This window comes from Citrobacter amalonaticus Y19 (assembly GCF_000981805.1).
GTDB classification, from domain to species: domain Bacteria; phylum Pseudomonadota; class Gammaproteobacteria; order Enterobacterales; family Enterobacteriaceae; genus Citrobacter_A; species Citrobacter_A amalonaticus_C.
Genome location: NZ_CP011132.1, coordinates 2,064,546 through 2,078,027 on the forward strand (window position 1 = coordinate 2,064,546; position 13,482 = coordinate 2,078,027).

13 protein-coding genes and 3 tRNA genes are annotated in these 13,482 nt (G+C 51.5%); 2 read left to right on the top strand and 14 right to left on the bottom strand.

Annotated features, from left to right (window positions below; genetic code table 11):
- Positions 1–206: 206 nt before the first annotated feature.
- The 6 genes from F384_RS09330 to uvrY form a co-directional block, all read right to left on the bottom strand.
- Positions 207–293 (bottom strand) — tRNA-Leu (locus tag F384_RS09330).
- A 12-nt stretch (positions 294–305) separates the two neighbouring features.
- Positions 306–379, bottom strand: a tRNA-Cys gene (locus tag F384_RS09335).
- Positions 380–428: 49 nt separating this feature from the next.
- A tRNA-Gly gene (locus F384_RS09340) sits at positions 429–504 on the bottom strand.
- Positions 505–654: 150 nt separating this feature from the next.
- Complete coding sequence (gene pgsA / locus F384_RS09345) at positions 655–1,203, bottom strand: CDP-diacylglycerol--glycerol-3-phosphate 3-phosphatidyltransferase (protein ID WP_042318323.1); 549 nt, start codon at positions 1,201–1,203, stop codon at positions 655–657.
- 56 nt (positions 1,204–1,259) lie between these two features.
- Positions 1,260–3,092 carry an excinuclease ABC subunit UvrC gene (uvrC, locus tag F384_RS09350; protein ID WP_046481236.1) on the bottom strand — a complete coding sequence of 611 codons (1,833 nt, stop codon included), beginning with the start codon at positions 3,090–3,092 and terminating at the stop codon, positions 1,260–1,262.
- On the bottom strand, positions 3,089–3,745 hold the full coding sequence (gene uvrY / locus F384_RS09355) for a UvrY/SirA/GacA family response regulator transcription factor (protein ID WP_042318319.1): 657 nt from the start codon (positions 3,743–3,745) through the stop codon (positions 3,089–3,091). The genes uvrC and uvrY overlap by 4 nt, the downstream gene beginning before the upstream one ends.
- A gap of 460 nt (positions 3,746–4,205) precedes the next feature.
- Here uvrY and F384_RS09360 point away from each other — a divergent pair, with 460 nt between their 5' ends.
- Positions 4,206–4,430: a DUF2594 family protein gene (locus tag F384_RS09360; RefSeq protein ID WP_042318315.1), complete on the top strand. Its 225-nt coding sequence runs from the start codon at positions 4,206–4,208 to the stop codon at positions 4,428–4,430.
- Positions 4,431–4,496: 66 nt separating this feature from the next.
- On the opposite strand, the gene sdiA is transcribed toward F384_RS09360, so the two are convergent.
- The 8 genes from sdiA to F384_RS09400 all read right to left on the bottom strand — a co-directional run bounded on the left by sdiA (position 4,497) and on the right by F384_RS09400 (position 11,751).
- Positions 4,497–5,219, bottom strand: a complete 723-nt coding sequence (gene sdiA / locus F384_RS09365; protein ID WP_046481237.1) for a transcriptional regulator SdiA — start codon at positions 5,217–5,219, stop codon at positions 4,497–4,499.
- 234 nt (positions 5,220–5,453) lie between these two features.
- Positions 5,454–6,206, bottom strand: coding sequence for an L-cystine ABC transporter ATP-binding protein TcyN (gene tcyN, locus F384_RS09370; RefSeq protein ID WP_042318311.1), 753 nt, complete (start codon positions 6,204–6,206; stop codon positions 5,454–5,456).
- Positions 6,203–6,871 carry a cystine ABC transporter permease gene (gene tcyL, locus F384_RS09375; protein WP_042318310.1) on the bottom strand — a complete coding sequence of 223 codons (669 nt, stop codon included), beginning with the start codon at positions 6,869–6,871 and terminating at the stop codon, positions 6,203–6,205. Before tcyL ends, tcyN begins: the two co-directional genes overlap by 4 nt.
- A 15-nt stretch (positions 6,872–6,886) precedes the next feature.
- A complete protein-coding gene (gene dcyD, locus F384_RS09380; protein ID WP_046481238.1) occupies positions 6,887–7,873 on the bottom strand; it encodes a D-cysteine desulfhydrase in 987 nt (328 codons plus the stop codon).
- Between the two features lie 168 nt (positions 7,874–8,041).
- Positions 8,042–8,842: a cystine ABC transporter substrate-binding protein gene (gene tcyJ, locus F384_RS09385; protein WP_046481239.1), complete on the bottom strand. Its 801-nt coding sequence runs from the start codon at positions 8,840–8,842 to the stop codon at positions 8,042–8,044.
- 87 nt (positions 8,843–8,929) lie between these two features.
- Positions 8,930–9,481: a flagella biosynthesis regulatory protein FliZ gene (gene fliZ, locus F384_RS09390; protein ID WP_046481240.1), complete on the bottom strand. Its 552-nt coding sequence runs from the start codon at positions 9,479–9,481 to the stop codon at positions 8,930–8,932.
- Positions 9,482–9,540: 59 nt separating this feature from the next.
- A complete protein-coding gene (locus tag F384_RS09395; protein ID WP_042318303.1) occupies positions 9,541–10,260 on the bottom strand; it encodes an RNA polymerase sigma factor FliA in 720 nt (239 codons plus the stop codon).
- 162 nt (positions 10,261–10,422) lie between these two features.
- Positions 10,423–11,751 carry a FliC/FljB family flagellin gene (locus F384_RS09400; protein WP_046481241.1) on the bottom strand — a complete coding sequence of 443 codons (1,329 nt, stop codon included), beginning with the start codon at positions 11,749–11,751 and terminating at the stop codon, positions 10,423–10,425.
- A 309-nt stretch (positions 11,752–12,060) separates the two neighbouring features.
- On the opposite strand from F384_RS09400, the gene fliD reads away from it, so the two are divergent.
- Complete coding sequence (gene fliD, locus F384_RS09405; RefSeq protein ID WP_046481242.1) at positions 12,061–13,479, top strand: flagellar filament capping protein FliD; 1,419 nt, start codon at positions 12,061–12,063, stop codon at positions 13,477–13,479.
- The last annotated feature ends 3 nt before the right edge of the window (positions 13,480–13,482 follow it).

Consider the following 13,482-nt stretch of genomic DNA (forward strand, 5'->3'; position numbering starts at 1 on the left):
GACCTTATTAAGGAACCGATGGGCTCCCATTGAACTCAGCAATCGAGGTAAATCGGTTTATATTTCTCTTTATTCCGTTATTTTGCCCGGACAATCATCTGAGCAGGCTCATCATTGCTGCAGAACACGAATTTCAGGCACAAAAAAACCACCCGGAGGTGGTTTCACGACACTGCTTATTGCTTTGATTATTCTGCTTTTTCCCATGGTACCCGGAGCGGGACTTGAACCCGCACAGCGCGAACGCCGAGGGATTTTAAATCCCTTGTGTCTACCGATTCCACCATCCGGGCTCGGGAAGAAAGTGGAGGCGCGTTCCGGAGTCGAACCGGACTAGACGGATTTGCAATCCGCTACATAACCGCTTTGCTAACGCGCCTTAAATCTTTGTCTTGCGGCTGACACCCGCAACGGCCGATGTCATAAACTGGAGCGGGAAACGAGACTCGAACTCGCGACCCCGACCTTGGCAAGGTCGTGCTCTACCAACTGAGCTATTCCCGCATCATCAAGCAAATCGTTAATCACTTGATTTTACTATCGTCTGGCAATCTGTGCTGCCGTTCGATGCGTTGCATTCTACTTACCTGACGCAATGAGTCAACGATATTTTACGCCACGCAGGCTCGTTTGCTGAAATTTACGGCGAAACGATCACTGATCAAGCAAATCCCCGCGCGCGGCGTTCAGATACTGGAACATTGACCACAGTGTCAGGACTGCCGCGACGAAGAACAGCGCAATACCCGCGTACTCTACCCAAATATTCGGACGCCACAACAGCCAGGCCAGCGCCGCCATTTGCGAGGTGGTTTTGACTTTGCCTATCCAGGAGACCGCCACGCTGCTGCGCTTACCCAGTTCCGCCATCCATTCGCGCAGTGCAGAGATGATAATTTCACGGGCGATCATTGTGGCCGCAGGGAGTGTCACCCACCAACTGTGATAGTGCTCGGTCACCAGTACCATCGCAATCGCCACCAGCACTTTATCTGCGACCGGATCGAGAAACGCGCCAAAACGCGTACTCTGATTCCAGCGACGCGCCAGAAAACCATCAAACCAGTCGGTCACGGCAGCGATACAGAAGATCAGCGCGGCAACGAACGGTGCCCAGGTGAATGGCAGATAAAACACCACGACAAAGAATGGGATAAGTATGACGCGAAACAGCGTAAGCAACGTTGGAATATTAAATTGCATAGTGACGGGTAACTATCTGTTGTCAGAGAATTTACCCCTATGTTGCTACAGCGGACTCAATGTTTCAACGACCAGAAGATCTTTTCTGCCAGACCTTGCGAAATACCCGGCACTTTTGCAATTTCTTCAACGCTGGCGTTACGTAATCCTTGCAAACCACCCATATATTTCAACAACATTTGACGACGCTTCGGCCCGACGCCTTCGATGGTCTCCAGCGTACTGGTGTTTTTCACCTTTGCCCGTTTTTTGCGGTGACCGCCAATAGCATGATCGTGCGACTCATCGCGGATATGCTGGATCACATGCAGCGCAGGCGAATCCGGCGGCAGGCTGAACCCCTCACCTTCCGGTTCAAAGAACAGGGTTTCCAGACCGGCTTTACGGTCAGTCCCTTTCGCAACCCCCAGCAGCAAAGGGTGATTTTTATCCCAGGGAACATCCAGTTCAGCGAAAACAGCCTTCGCCTGCCCCAGTTGCCCTTTTCCGCCATCAATCAGGATCACATCCGGAATCTTACTTTCTTCAATGGCTTTACCATAACGGCGACGCAGTACCTGATTCATTGCCGCATAGTCATCACCCGGCGTGATGCCGGTGATATTGTAGCGACGGTATTCCGCACGCAGCGGCCCGTTCGCATCAAAGACTACGCAGGATGCAACCGTCTGCTCGCCCATGGTGTGGCTGATATCGAAACATTCCATCCGTTTAACCGCCGGCAACTTCAACACGGTTGCCAGGGCGGTCAGACGTTGAGTAATGGTCGACTGCTGCAAGAGTTTCGTGGTCAGTGCCGTGGCGGCATTGGTCCGCGCCAGTTTAAGATAGCGCGCGCGATCGCCACGGGGCTTGGTCTGCACATTGATGCGACGCCCTGCCAGTTCAGAGAGAGAATCCGCCAGCAGCGTTTTGTCGGCCAGATTGAAATCCAGCAGGATCTCGCCCGGCAATGTGCGCATCTGGCTGCCCTGGAGGTAAAATTGCCCAACAAAGGTTTCAACCACTTCGCCCAGTTCAGTTCCTCCCGGCACTTTCGGGAAATAACTGCGGCTCCCCAGCACTTTACCCTGGCGGATAAAGAGCACGTGTACACAGGCCATCCCGGCATCAAACGCGACGCCGATCACATCCAGATCGTCGCCCGCATTGGAGACGAACTGTTTCTCCGTTACCCGCCGCACGGCCTGAATCTGATCACGTATACGTGCGGCCTCTTCGAATGCCAGGTTTTGACTGGCCTTCTCCATCCGCGCGATCAGTTGGGTTAACACCTGGTCATCTTTGCCGGACAAAAACAGCCGGACGTAGTCAACCTGCTGCGTGTACTCTTCTTCACTCACCAGGCCTTCAACGCAGGGGCCAAGGCAACGACCTATCTGATATTGCAGACACGGACGCGAGCGATTGCGATAAACGCTGTTTTCACACTGGCGGACCGGGAAAATCTTCTGCAACAGCGCCAGCGTTTCACGGACGGCATAGCCGTTGGGAAACGGGCCAAAATATTCACCACGGGTATGTTTCGCGCCACGGTGCATCGCCAGTCGAGGATGGGTATCCGCGCTGAGAAAGATAAATGGGTAGGATTTGTCATCGCGCAGTAGCACGTTGTAACGCGGCTGATACAGCTTGATGTAGTTGTGCTCAAGCAGCAACGCTTCCGTTTCGGTATGCGTCACCGTCACATCGATTTGCTGAATGAGCGCAACCAGCGCTTCGGTTTTACGCGAAGCCAGGTTGCTGCGGAAATAGCTGGAAAGCCGTTTTTTCAGGTCTTTCGCTTTACCCACATAAATAACCGTACCGCCGGCATCATACATACGATAAACGCCGGGTTGACTGGTGACGGTTTTTAGAAACGCTTTCGCGTCAAACTGATCGCTCACTGGCTTGTTAACGTCTCCGCATTACACAGGCCATGGCGAATTGCCAGGTGAGTCAGCTCAACATCACCATGAATGTTAAGTTTACTAAACATACGATAGCGATAACTGTTCACCGTTTTAGGACTGAGATTCAACTGCTCCGAAATCTCATTAACCTTCTGACCTTTGGTGATCATCAGCATAATCTGCAATTCGCGCTCAGACAAACTGGCAAACGGAGTTTCCGTTTTTTCTGGTTCAATCTGGCTTAATGCCATTTGCTGTGCGATGTCAGAAGCAATGTATCGCTGTCCGGAATAAACCGAACGGATGGCATTCACCACTTCCTGAGGTGCAGCCCCCTTACTCAGGTAACCTGCGGCTCCGGCCTGCATCACTTTTGCCGGCAACGGGTTTTCCGTGTGGACGGTCAACATAATCACTTTAATATCGGCAGTCGAACGCGCAATTTTGCGCGTGGCTTCGAGGCCACCAATACCGGGCATGTTCATGTCCATCAACACAACGTCGACGGCGTTGGCGCGGCACCATTTCACGGCATCCTCACCGCAACCGGCTTCACCAACAACTTTTATGCCCTTTATATCTTCAAGAATGCGTCGTATCCCTGCGCGCACCAGTTCGTGGTCATCAACAAGAAGAACGTTGATCAAAGGAATATCTCCAGAATAGGGATAACGCTACTGATAGTGGATCCCCACTATATTAGCGGGTTTTATCTCAACTTTGAAACGTAAAAAACGTCCAGTTCCCGATTTTGCTCCCGTTTCTGGAAATTAGTCTATACGTTTTGTGGATACTTTTGCTCAGAACAGCCTGTTGCTCATGCTATTTCGGAAACGAGGTTTCACAATAGTGACAAAAACTCGCTATCCCCGGTCTAAATGCTAAATAGACGGGTAAGTTTGTAACAATAATTAACGAGTAAAATACTCGAAATAAACAATGAATGAAGAAAATATAGCCTTCTCATGTTGTTGTTTAATTTAACTGCGCTGGTGTGATTTCCGATCAAAAAACAACCACTGCTATTTTATCCTCAGCTTATGGTATACTCCGCGGCCTTAACATTTACCATCGCACATTTTTACTGAAACATTACGAGGAAAATAAATGAGTACGCCTGATTTTTCCACAGCCGAGAATAATCAAGAACTGGCTAACGAAGTCACCTGCCTGAAGGCACTGTTAACGCTGATGCTGCAAGCCATGGGCCAGGCCGACGCAGGCCGCGTGATTCTAAAAATGGAAAAACAGATCGCGCTGGTCGAAGACGACGCACAGGCTGCAGTATTTTCCAGCACGGTTAAGCAAATTAAACAAGCTTACCGCCAGTAAAACAAAACCGGCTGAGAGCATCGCTTTCAGCCGGTTTATCGTCTGCCACGCAGAACGCTCATGGTTTCAGATAAGACCCGTCGCCGCGGCATAGCACGCAATCTGCGTCTTATTAGGGGCGTTGAACTTCTTCTGCATATTCTTCTGGTGAAAGTTAACGGTGTTTTCTGATATCGACAGAATCATTGCGATTTCAGAAGAGGTCTTCCCTTCCGCCGTCCATTTCAGAATCTCTTTTTCCCGTTTGCTAAAGCGCATTTCCGGCGCCATTACCATCTCATCTTCGAGTCGGGAAAGTACCGTTAAGCTTTCGCGAACCAGCAACTGCAGCTTCAGTTCCACCTCATCACCCGCAAACGGCGTATTACGCAGACTCGACCGCGAGACCGAAAGAAAGCCCAGCGCGCGGTTCGGCAACATCAGACACTGCGTGACCCCTTTGCGTAATCCGTGCGTACGAGCGGCATCCCACATCGTCTGCGCATCACTGAATAAGGCGTCACTCCAGGGAAGATGCCCCTGAATGAAGTTTTCCGGCTTCAGCACCGGATCAATCGCGAAATAATTTTCCGCCTGATATTGCGAAACCCATGCTTCGGGATAAGTGGTATGGAGGGAAATTTTAGGGCGGGTAAACGGAACCGGATGTCTGACACACAGCGCGTAATAATCAAATTCCAGCAATTGTGTCTGCTGCTGTAATTCGTTATAGACGTCCTCTGCGCTTGTCATTTCGTGAAAGCGTAACAACATCGTCCGTCGCCAGGTAAAGAAATCTAAATCCTGCATACTCAGTATTCGCGCCCTTGAGAGTGATAATCATTTTGAATGTGAGAAATAACCTATCACATAAAATAAGGTAGATGTATAAAATATCGGTCAGGAAGCCAATTACTTGAGTGTTGTTTCAATAGGCGTATTTCGCCCAGGGAAATGAACTCATAGTCATGCGTATGATATTAATATTTATGCATGCCCACTCGCCCGAAATGGGATAATCCCGGGCGAGTGGCAGCAAACGGATTATTGCAGTAGAAACTTCTCAAGAAACTGACGCGTTCTCGGCTGCTGTGGATTAGCAAATAGCGCTTTGGCAGGCCCCTGTTCCACAATTCGCCCCTGATCCATAAATATCGCCCGGTCCGCGACATCGCGGGCAAAGCTCATTTCATGGGTCACAATCACCATGGTGCGTTTTTCCTGCGCCAGTTGACGGATAGTGCTCAGCACCTCGCCCACCAGCTCAGGATCAAGCGCAGAGGTCGGTTCATCGAACAGAATCACTTCCGGTCGCATTGCCAGCGCCCTGGCAATCGCCACACGCTGCTGTTGTCCGCCGGACAAGCGCCGCGGATAGCTGGTCTCCTTCCCGGCCAGCCCCACCTTCGCCAGCAGTTCCCGCGCCCGCGCCATCGCCTCCTCTTTGCCTTCACCCTTCACGATAACCGGACCTTCAATGATGTTCTCCAGCACTGTGCGGTGGGGAAAGAGATTGAAGCTCTGGAACACGAAGCCAACATGCTGACGCAACTGGCGGATGAGCGTTCGTTGCTGACTCAGCGAACGCGCCGTATCAATGGTGATGTCACCCACGGTGATCGTGCCCGCTTCTGGTTGTTCCAGCAGATTAATACTGCGCAACAGCGTCGTTTTTCCCGACCCGCTGGGACCGATAATCGCGACCACCTCCCCTGCCTGTACTTGCAAGTCGATACCGTGCAGCACCGTCTGACCATGGAATTTCTTGACCAGGTTTTTTACGTCGATCGCGCTCATTTCGGCTCTCTCTCCTGGCGGTTCAGTTGATTTTCAAAGTAGTTCTGCAACGAAGACAGTACGGTTGCCATGATCCAGTAGATCAGCGATGCCGCCAGATACATGGTAAATACCTCCAGCGTGCGCGAGGTAATCAACTGCGCCTGACGGAACAGTTCTGGCACCTGAATGGTTGCCGCAAGCGACGTGTCTTTCACCAGACTGATAAAACTGTTACTCAGCGGCGGCAGCGCCACCCGGGCAGCCTGCGGCAAAATGGCGCGACGCATCGTCTGCCACGGCGTCATCCCGATACTGGCGGCCGCTTCCCACTGCCCTTTATCAATCGACGAAATCGCCGCACGCAGGGTTTCAGCCGCATAGGCCGCCGTATTGAGCGACAGGCCAATCATCGCCGACGGAACCGGATCCAGTTCAATACCAAACTGCGGCAGACCGTAGTAGATCATGAACAGTTGAGCAATCAACGGCGTACCGCGAAAAATGGAGATATAAAAGCGCGCCAGCCAACGCAGGGGTAACAGCGGCGACAGGCGCATCAGCGCGAGGATAAACCCCAGCAGCAGGCCGAAGAACATCCCGCCAATACTGAGTTGCAGCGTAAACACCGCCCCTTTGAGCAGATACGGCAGGGAATCAATAACCAGTTGGATACTTTCTTGCATGAGCTTATCCGAAAATTACACGTGTGGATGGTAGGCAAACAGCGCGGGCGCCCCACCTGTATGGATAAAGAGGACTGGGCCTTCGTCTTTAAAGCGTTTCTGGCTGATTCCGTCAATCAACCCGGCCATCGCTTTTCCGGTATAGACCGGATCGAGAAGGATCCCTTCCAGACGCGCCAGCAACTTCACCGCTTCCATCCCTTCTTCATTTGGCGTGCCGTACCCGGGCGCAAAGTAGTCATCCCACAACAGAATCTCCGCCGCCGCAGTCAGTTCCAGTTCGCTGGCGATAGCCTGTTGCAGCGCCACCACTTTCGGTTTTTGATCGGCTACGCTGCGCGAAACGGTTACGCCAATCAGGTCCACATCCGGCATCAGTTGTTCCAGACCAATCGCCAGCCCGGCGTGCGTTCCCGCGCTGCCGGAGGCCACCACCACCGAAGAGAGTTGCACCGCGCCTTCACACTGTTGAGCAATCTCCAGCGCGCTTTCGACATAACCTAATGCCCCCAACGCGTTCGAACCGCCAACCGGTATGATGTAGGGACGAAAACCCTGCGCTTCGACGCGGGTGGCCAGCTCCTGCAACTGCGCGTCCGGCTGGTTTAGCGCATCGCACATTTCAACCTGCACGTTGAACAGATCCAGCAGTAGCCGGTTGCCGTTGGTGAGATAGTTTTCCGCCGTGGTGCCAATGGGGTTTTCCAGCAGCGCCACGCAGTGCAGTCCCAGCTTCGCCGCAACCGCCGCCGTCTGGCGCACGTGGTTAGACTGAATCGCCCCTGCGGTGATCAGCGTATCAGCGCCTTCGCGCAGTGCATCTGCGGCCAGGAACTCCAGCTTGCGCAGCTTATTACCGCCCATCGCCATCGGTGTCACATCATCGCGTTTGATGAAAATATCCCGTCCCAGATAGTCAGAAAAACGCGGCAGGTACTCAAGCGGCGTCGGCGCGCCGATAAATTCCAGACGCGGAAAGCGTGTCAGGTTGTGCAGTGGCATAACGCCTCCTGGTGTTGATTCATCGTCTTTCAGGTTGCGAGCGCGTTGGCTGCAACCCGAAATCCATGAAGTATTCGTTGTTGTGATGTTCTTTTTTATTATGCACGTTCAAACGCATGAAATAAAAAAGGCGCTGATTAAAGCGCCTTTTTTTTTGTCACTATCAGACTATTTCGTTACATCCGCGCCAAACCACTTCTCAGAAAGCGCCTTCAGCGAGCCATCCTTCTGCATTTCGGCGATGGCAGCATCCACCGCTTTCAGCAGGTCTTCGTTGCCTTTACGCAGCGCAACGCCGGACTCCTGACGGGAGAATGCTTCACCGGTGACCGCCAGCGTATCTTTAGTCTTTTTAACCAGATCTAACGCTGCCAGACGATCTACCAGAATCGCATCGATACGACCAACGCGCAGATCCTGATATTTCGTCGGATCATCATCATAAGTCCGAATGTCGACGCCCTGTACGTTCTGACGCAGCCATTCTTCATAGTTGGTTCCCAGACCCACGCCAACTTTCTTATCTTTCAGATCGGCGGCGGTTTTAATCGCGCCTTCATTGCCTTTTTTCACCAGCGCCTGGATACCGGAAACGGTATACGGGGTAGAGAAATCATATTTCTTCTTACGCTCATCGGATATGGTGACCTGATTGACAACCACATCGATGCGTTTAGAGTCCAGAGAGGCCAGCATCCCGTCCCATTTGGTCGGTTTCAGCGTCGCTTTCACGCCCAGATGCTTTGCCAGCTCTTCGGCAAATTCCACTTCAAAGCCGGTCAATTTACCGTCATCGCCCTGGAAACTGAATGGCGGATAGGTGCCTTCCAGCCCCACCAGCAGCGTTCCGCGCTCTTTGACCTTCTTCAGCAGGCCTTCATCTGCAAACGTTTTTGCGCTCATTCCCGCGACAAGAGCCACTGCCATCACGCCCATCAGCGCCTGGCGTCCCAGAAGTGCTAATTTCATATTTACCCCGAATGTTGTTATGAATGCCCGTAGTGTAGAGCGTTTATCGATAACGACATAAACCACTCTGCTACATCTTATTCATTTTTAATATATATCAGAAGTCATCCGGAGGGAGGATTTCTGTTGCTGTTCGGGATAAGCATGCGCTTTGTATTGCGCGTACTTACGCAGCGCAATGCGATAGTTGTTGGTGCTGGTCTCTGGCAGCCACGGCGCCAGGTTTTCATCAAGGTAACCCTCCTGGAGCAGATCGTGAGAAATCTTCTGCTCGCTAAGATGATTGCCGAGACGGCGCAAACGAACAACATACTCGCGCACGGTCCCGTGGCTCATTTCGGTCTGTTCAAACAGAAATTGTTTAAAGCCAATGATGTCGAAGAAATCACTTTGCGTCTTGCAGTGTAAATCACCGCAGAAACGACAGAGCGCCACCCACTCTTTCTGCTCCTGCTGCCAGGCGGCTTCATCCATGAGCGTGTCGAGGCGGGAGATAGCGATTTTGTTAACGATCTGCCCTTTGCGCACCAGCGTGATGCGATCCAGTAACTTATGGCAATGGGCGCAATGCGTCTGGCTGTGTTTAAAGTCTTTGAGGTAGCGGCTTAGAGGCCGTCTTTTTGATTGCTGCACCGTCATGAGAACTCCTGGTAGTCAATACGTTGTGCGGCATTTTTCAGCGCCGACAACGTCGTTCGCTATAACTTACCCAGTTTTGTGCGTAACCGTTTTATGGCCTGACTGTGCAACTGGCTGACCCGTGACTCCCCGACATCCAGGACGGCGCCAATCTCTTTGAGATTGAGTTCTTCCTGGTAATAGAGCGTAAGCACCAGTTGTTCGCGTTCCGGAAGTGCTTCAATGGCATCCATCACGCGCTGGCGCAAATTGCTCTCAAGGAGCTGTTGTAACGGGTTTTCCTGCTGGTGTTCTTCTGTCACCAGCTCGATACTATCGCCATGCTCTTCCCGCCACTCGTCATAGGAGAAGAGTTGGCTGTTGTTGGTATCAAGCAACATCTGACGATATTCTTCTACAGGAATCGCCAGCCGCTCCGCCACCTCAGTTTCCGTCGCGTTGCGCCCTAATTCCTGTTCCAGTTGCCCCATCGCCTGTGCCACTTCGCGGGCATTACGCCGGACACTACGCGGCACCCAGTCACGGCTGCGTAGTTCATCCAGCATCGCCCCACGAATACGCTGCACTGCGTAAGTGGTAAATGCCGTTCCTTGCAGAGCGTCATATCGGTCAACTGCATTCAATAACCCGATACCGCCCGCCTGTAGCAGATCGTCCAGTTCAACGCTCGCGGGCAAACGCACCTGCAGGCGCAACGCTTCGTGACGCACCAGCGGTACATAACGCTGCCACAGCGAGTGTTTATCCATTACACCTTCAGCGGTATACAGTGAATTCACGATAAACAGCCCTGCGTTAAATGAGTTATCGGCATGATTATCCGTTTCTGCAGGGGTTTTAATCGGGTGAATAGTGGGTGAAATGAGGGGTTATTTAGGGGTTACCGGTAAAGCCAGAACGAAAAAACCCCGCCGGAGCGGGGTTTGTGCAAGAAGCGTAAATTAACGCAGCAGAGACAGCATGGTCTGCGGAACCTGGTTGGCCTGGGCCAGTACAGAAGAGCCAGCCTGCTGCAGGATCTGCGCGCGAGACATGTTGGACACCTCGGTCGCGTAGTCAGAATCCTGAATACGGCTACGGGCATCGGTCAGGTTGTTAACGGTGTTGTTCAGGTTAGTGATGGTAGACTCGAAACGGTTCTGGGAAGCACCCAGGATACTACGCTGAGTATCAACCGCTTTCAGCGCGGCATCAATATCAGCCAGCGGGCTACCGTCAGTTTTGCCGTCAGAATCAACGGTACCGTTCAGTACGTCAAAACCTTTCGCTGCAACGGTACGCAGGTTGCCGTTAACAACAGAGCCAGGAATAGCTTCCGCGTCTTTAAGAGCAGCAGCTTTAGCAGATTCTGTAGCACTAACTTTCGCTGCATCGACAACTGATGTTGATGCCTCGGTCAGAGCCAACAGTGCTGTATCTGCAGCGGTTTTATCAGCAGCATCAGCACCAGTAGCATAGCCTGTTCTAATTAAACCAAGGTTAGTGGCATCAATAGATTGTGTAGAATCTAAGCCTAATTTCTTGGTCAAAGTTGCAACTGCAGCAGTTTCTTCTGCAGATCCTGCTGTAGTGGCAGCAACTGCACTCAATTCAGCAGATGCGTCTGTAATTGCCTTTGTACCCAGTTTAGTCAGTGCTGCAGTATTATCAGTAGCGAAGGTAGTGGCATATTTTGTGTTGTAAGCTTCCGTTGCGGTAGCTACGCTCTCGTCAATATTGATAGTAGTACTGGAAGTACCACCCGCACCTGCAGTCGCCAGGTTCCAACCAGCGCTTGAGCCGATCTGAATGCTGATCTGCTCGCCGTCTTTAGAGCCGACCTGGAAGTCATAACCCTGATCGGTACCAGTACGGTTATCCAGAACTTTGATACCGTTAAAGTCAGTTTGTTTGGTGACGCGGTTGATCTCTTCCATACGCTGGTTAACTTCAGACTGGATGGAGTCGATATCGGATGCGGAGTTGGAGCTGTTCTGCGCCTGAACGGTCAGGTCACGAACACGCTGCAGGTTGTTGTTGATTTCGCTCAGCGCGCCTTCAGCGGTCTGAGACAGAGAGATACCGTCGTTGGCGTTACGTGCAGCAACGGTCAGACCGTTGATGTTAGAGGTGAAACGGTTGGCGATTGCCTGGCCAGCGGCGTCGTCTTTAGCGCTGTTGATACGCAGACCAGAAGACAAACGCTCAATAGCGGTACCCAGAGCAGACTGAGATTTGTTCAGGTTGTTCTGCGTCATCAGCGACAGGCTGTTAGTATTGATTACTGCCATAATTGAGTTTCCTTCATAAAGTGTTTAGTTTCAGGCCTCTGGCCCACGGCTCCTGCGCCGTTATCCTGATTATCGACACCCTCAAACGAACCTTTAGCAATTTTTATCACTCTTTTTTTGCCGCTTTTTTATCACCTGAACAATTTCAAATAAGTCTTCATCCCTGTCTCTGGCTTATTTTACCGAGAAGCAGAATACCTTCCTAAAAAGCCTCTTTATTGTGCAATTGCCATCGCTATCTTTTCGCTAAACTTCTCGCGTTAAGTGCCGATACCCTCTCCATTGGTTCTTATTCAAAAGGAAAATGTAATGGCGAGTGTTAGTTCTCTTGGCGTCGGTTCGAATCTGGATCTGAGTGCTCTGCTGGATAAATTAAATGCCGCAGAACAGCAAAGACTCACACCGTTAACCACTCAACAGACGTCTTATAAAGCACAGCTGACGGCCTGGGGCGTGGTAAAAAGCGCACTGCAAAAAGTGCAGACGGCATCTGATGCATTGGTCAAAGCGGATAAGATCGCAACCACTGCGGTAACCAGTAAAAACACCGCCTTTAGCGCCACTGTGGATGGTGGCGTGCCAGCTGGGAATTACACGGTTGAAGTTCTCAAGATGGCGCAGTCACAGACGCTGACATCCCAGGAATTCTCCAGCAATAAAGATAAAATTGGCGGCACAACGGGATCGGACTCTCGCACCATTACCATTAGCCAGCCGGGTCAGAAAGAACCGATGACCGTCACGTTAACTGACGATCAAACCTCGCTGACCGGGATTCGCGACGCAATTAATAAGCAAAATGGCAGCGTCACCGCCACGATTATCAAAGCAGATGACGACTCTTATTATTTGTCACTGACATCCAAAGAGACGGGTGTGAGTAATGCCATGACGGTGACAGTGACGGGTGACGATACTCTGAAGCAGAAACTGGCTTATGATCCGACCGCAACGTCTGGTAATGGGTTAAAGCAGACGGTTCAGGCATCCGATGCCGAAGTAAAAATTAACGATATCACCATCACGCGCAGCAGCAATACGATCAAAGATGCGCCGGAAGGCCTGACGCTGACGCTGCTGAAAGAAACAGAAGCCGATAAGCCAGAACAGCTCACAGTTACCCGTGATAACACGGCAATGAAAACGGCGATTCAGTCTTTTGTTGATGCCTATAACTCATTGCAAACGACCATTTCGTCACAAACGAAATACACTGCCGTCGATCAGGGCAGTGACAGCCAGGATTCAAGCAATGGCGATCTGATGGGCGACGGCACGCTGCGCAACATTCAGACGCGCCTGCGTTCCATGGTGATTAGCGCGCAGCCTTCTGACTACGCCACGCTGTCATCCATGGGGATCACCCAGGATATCAACGGTAAACTGACCGTTGACAGCACTAAACTGGATAAGGCGCTGAATGATAAACCAGGTAGCGTGACTGAGTTCTTTGTCGGTGACGGTGAAAAAACCGGATTCGGCGTACAAACCAGCGCCCTGCTGAAACAATTTTTGGCCGATGACGGCGCGGTTCAGAGCGCAACGGACGGTATCAACAATTCGCTGAAAAAATTAAAAACGCGCATTGATGACACCACGCTCAGCATCAATAACACCATCGAGCGTTATAAAAAGCAGTTTACGCAACTCGATACGCTGGTAAACAAGCTGAACAATACCGGTAGTTATTTGAGCCAACAATTTACCGCTATGTCTTCATCGTCGTAAGGA

Excerpts from the sequence above, each read along its gene's own strand:
- tcyJ (WP_046481239.1), bottom strand. The coding sequence starts at position 8,842 with ATGAAATTAGCACTTCTGGGACGCCAGGCGCTGATGGGCGTGATGGCA.
- fliZ (WP_046481240.1), bottom strand. The coding sequence starts at position 9,481 with ATGACGGTGCAGCAATCAAAAAGACGGCCTCTAAGCCGCTACCTCAAA.
- pgsA (WP_042318323.1), bottom strand. The coding sequence starts at position 1,203 with ATGCAATTTAATATTCCAACGTTGCTTACGCTGTTTCGCGTCATACTT.
- tcyN (WP_042318311.1), bottom strand. The coding sequence starts at position 6,206 with ATGAGCGCGATCGACGTAAAAAACCTGGTCAAGAAATTCCATGGTCAG.
- F384_RS09360 (WP_042318315.1), top strand. The coding sequence starts at position 4,206 with ATGAGTACGCCTGATTTTTCCACAGCCGAGAATAATCAAGAACTGGCT.
- tcyL (WP_042318310.1), bottom strand. The coding sequence starts at position 6,871 with ATGCAAGAAAGTATCCAACTGGTTATTGATTCCCTGCCGTATCTGCTC.
- fliD (WP_046481242.1), top strand. The coding sequence starts at position 12,061 with ATGGCGAGTGTTAGTTCTCTTGGCGTCGGTTCGAATCTGGATCTGAGT.
- F384_RS09400 (WP_046481241.1), bottom strand. The coding sequence starts at position 11,751 with ATGGCAGTAATCAATACTAACAGCCTGTCGCTGATGACGCAGAACAAC.
- dcyD (WP_046481238.1), bottom strand. The coding sequence starts at position 7,873 with ATGCCACTGCACAACCTGACACGCTTTCCGCGTCTGGAATTTATCGGC.
- sdiA (WP_046481237.1), bottom strand. The coding sequence starts at position 5,219 with ATGCAGGATTTAGATTTCTTTACCTGGCGACGGACGATGTTGTTACGC.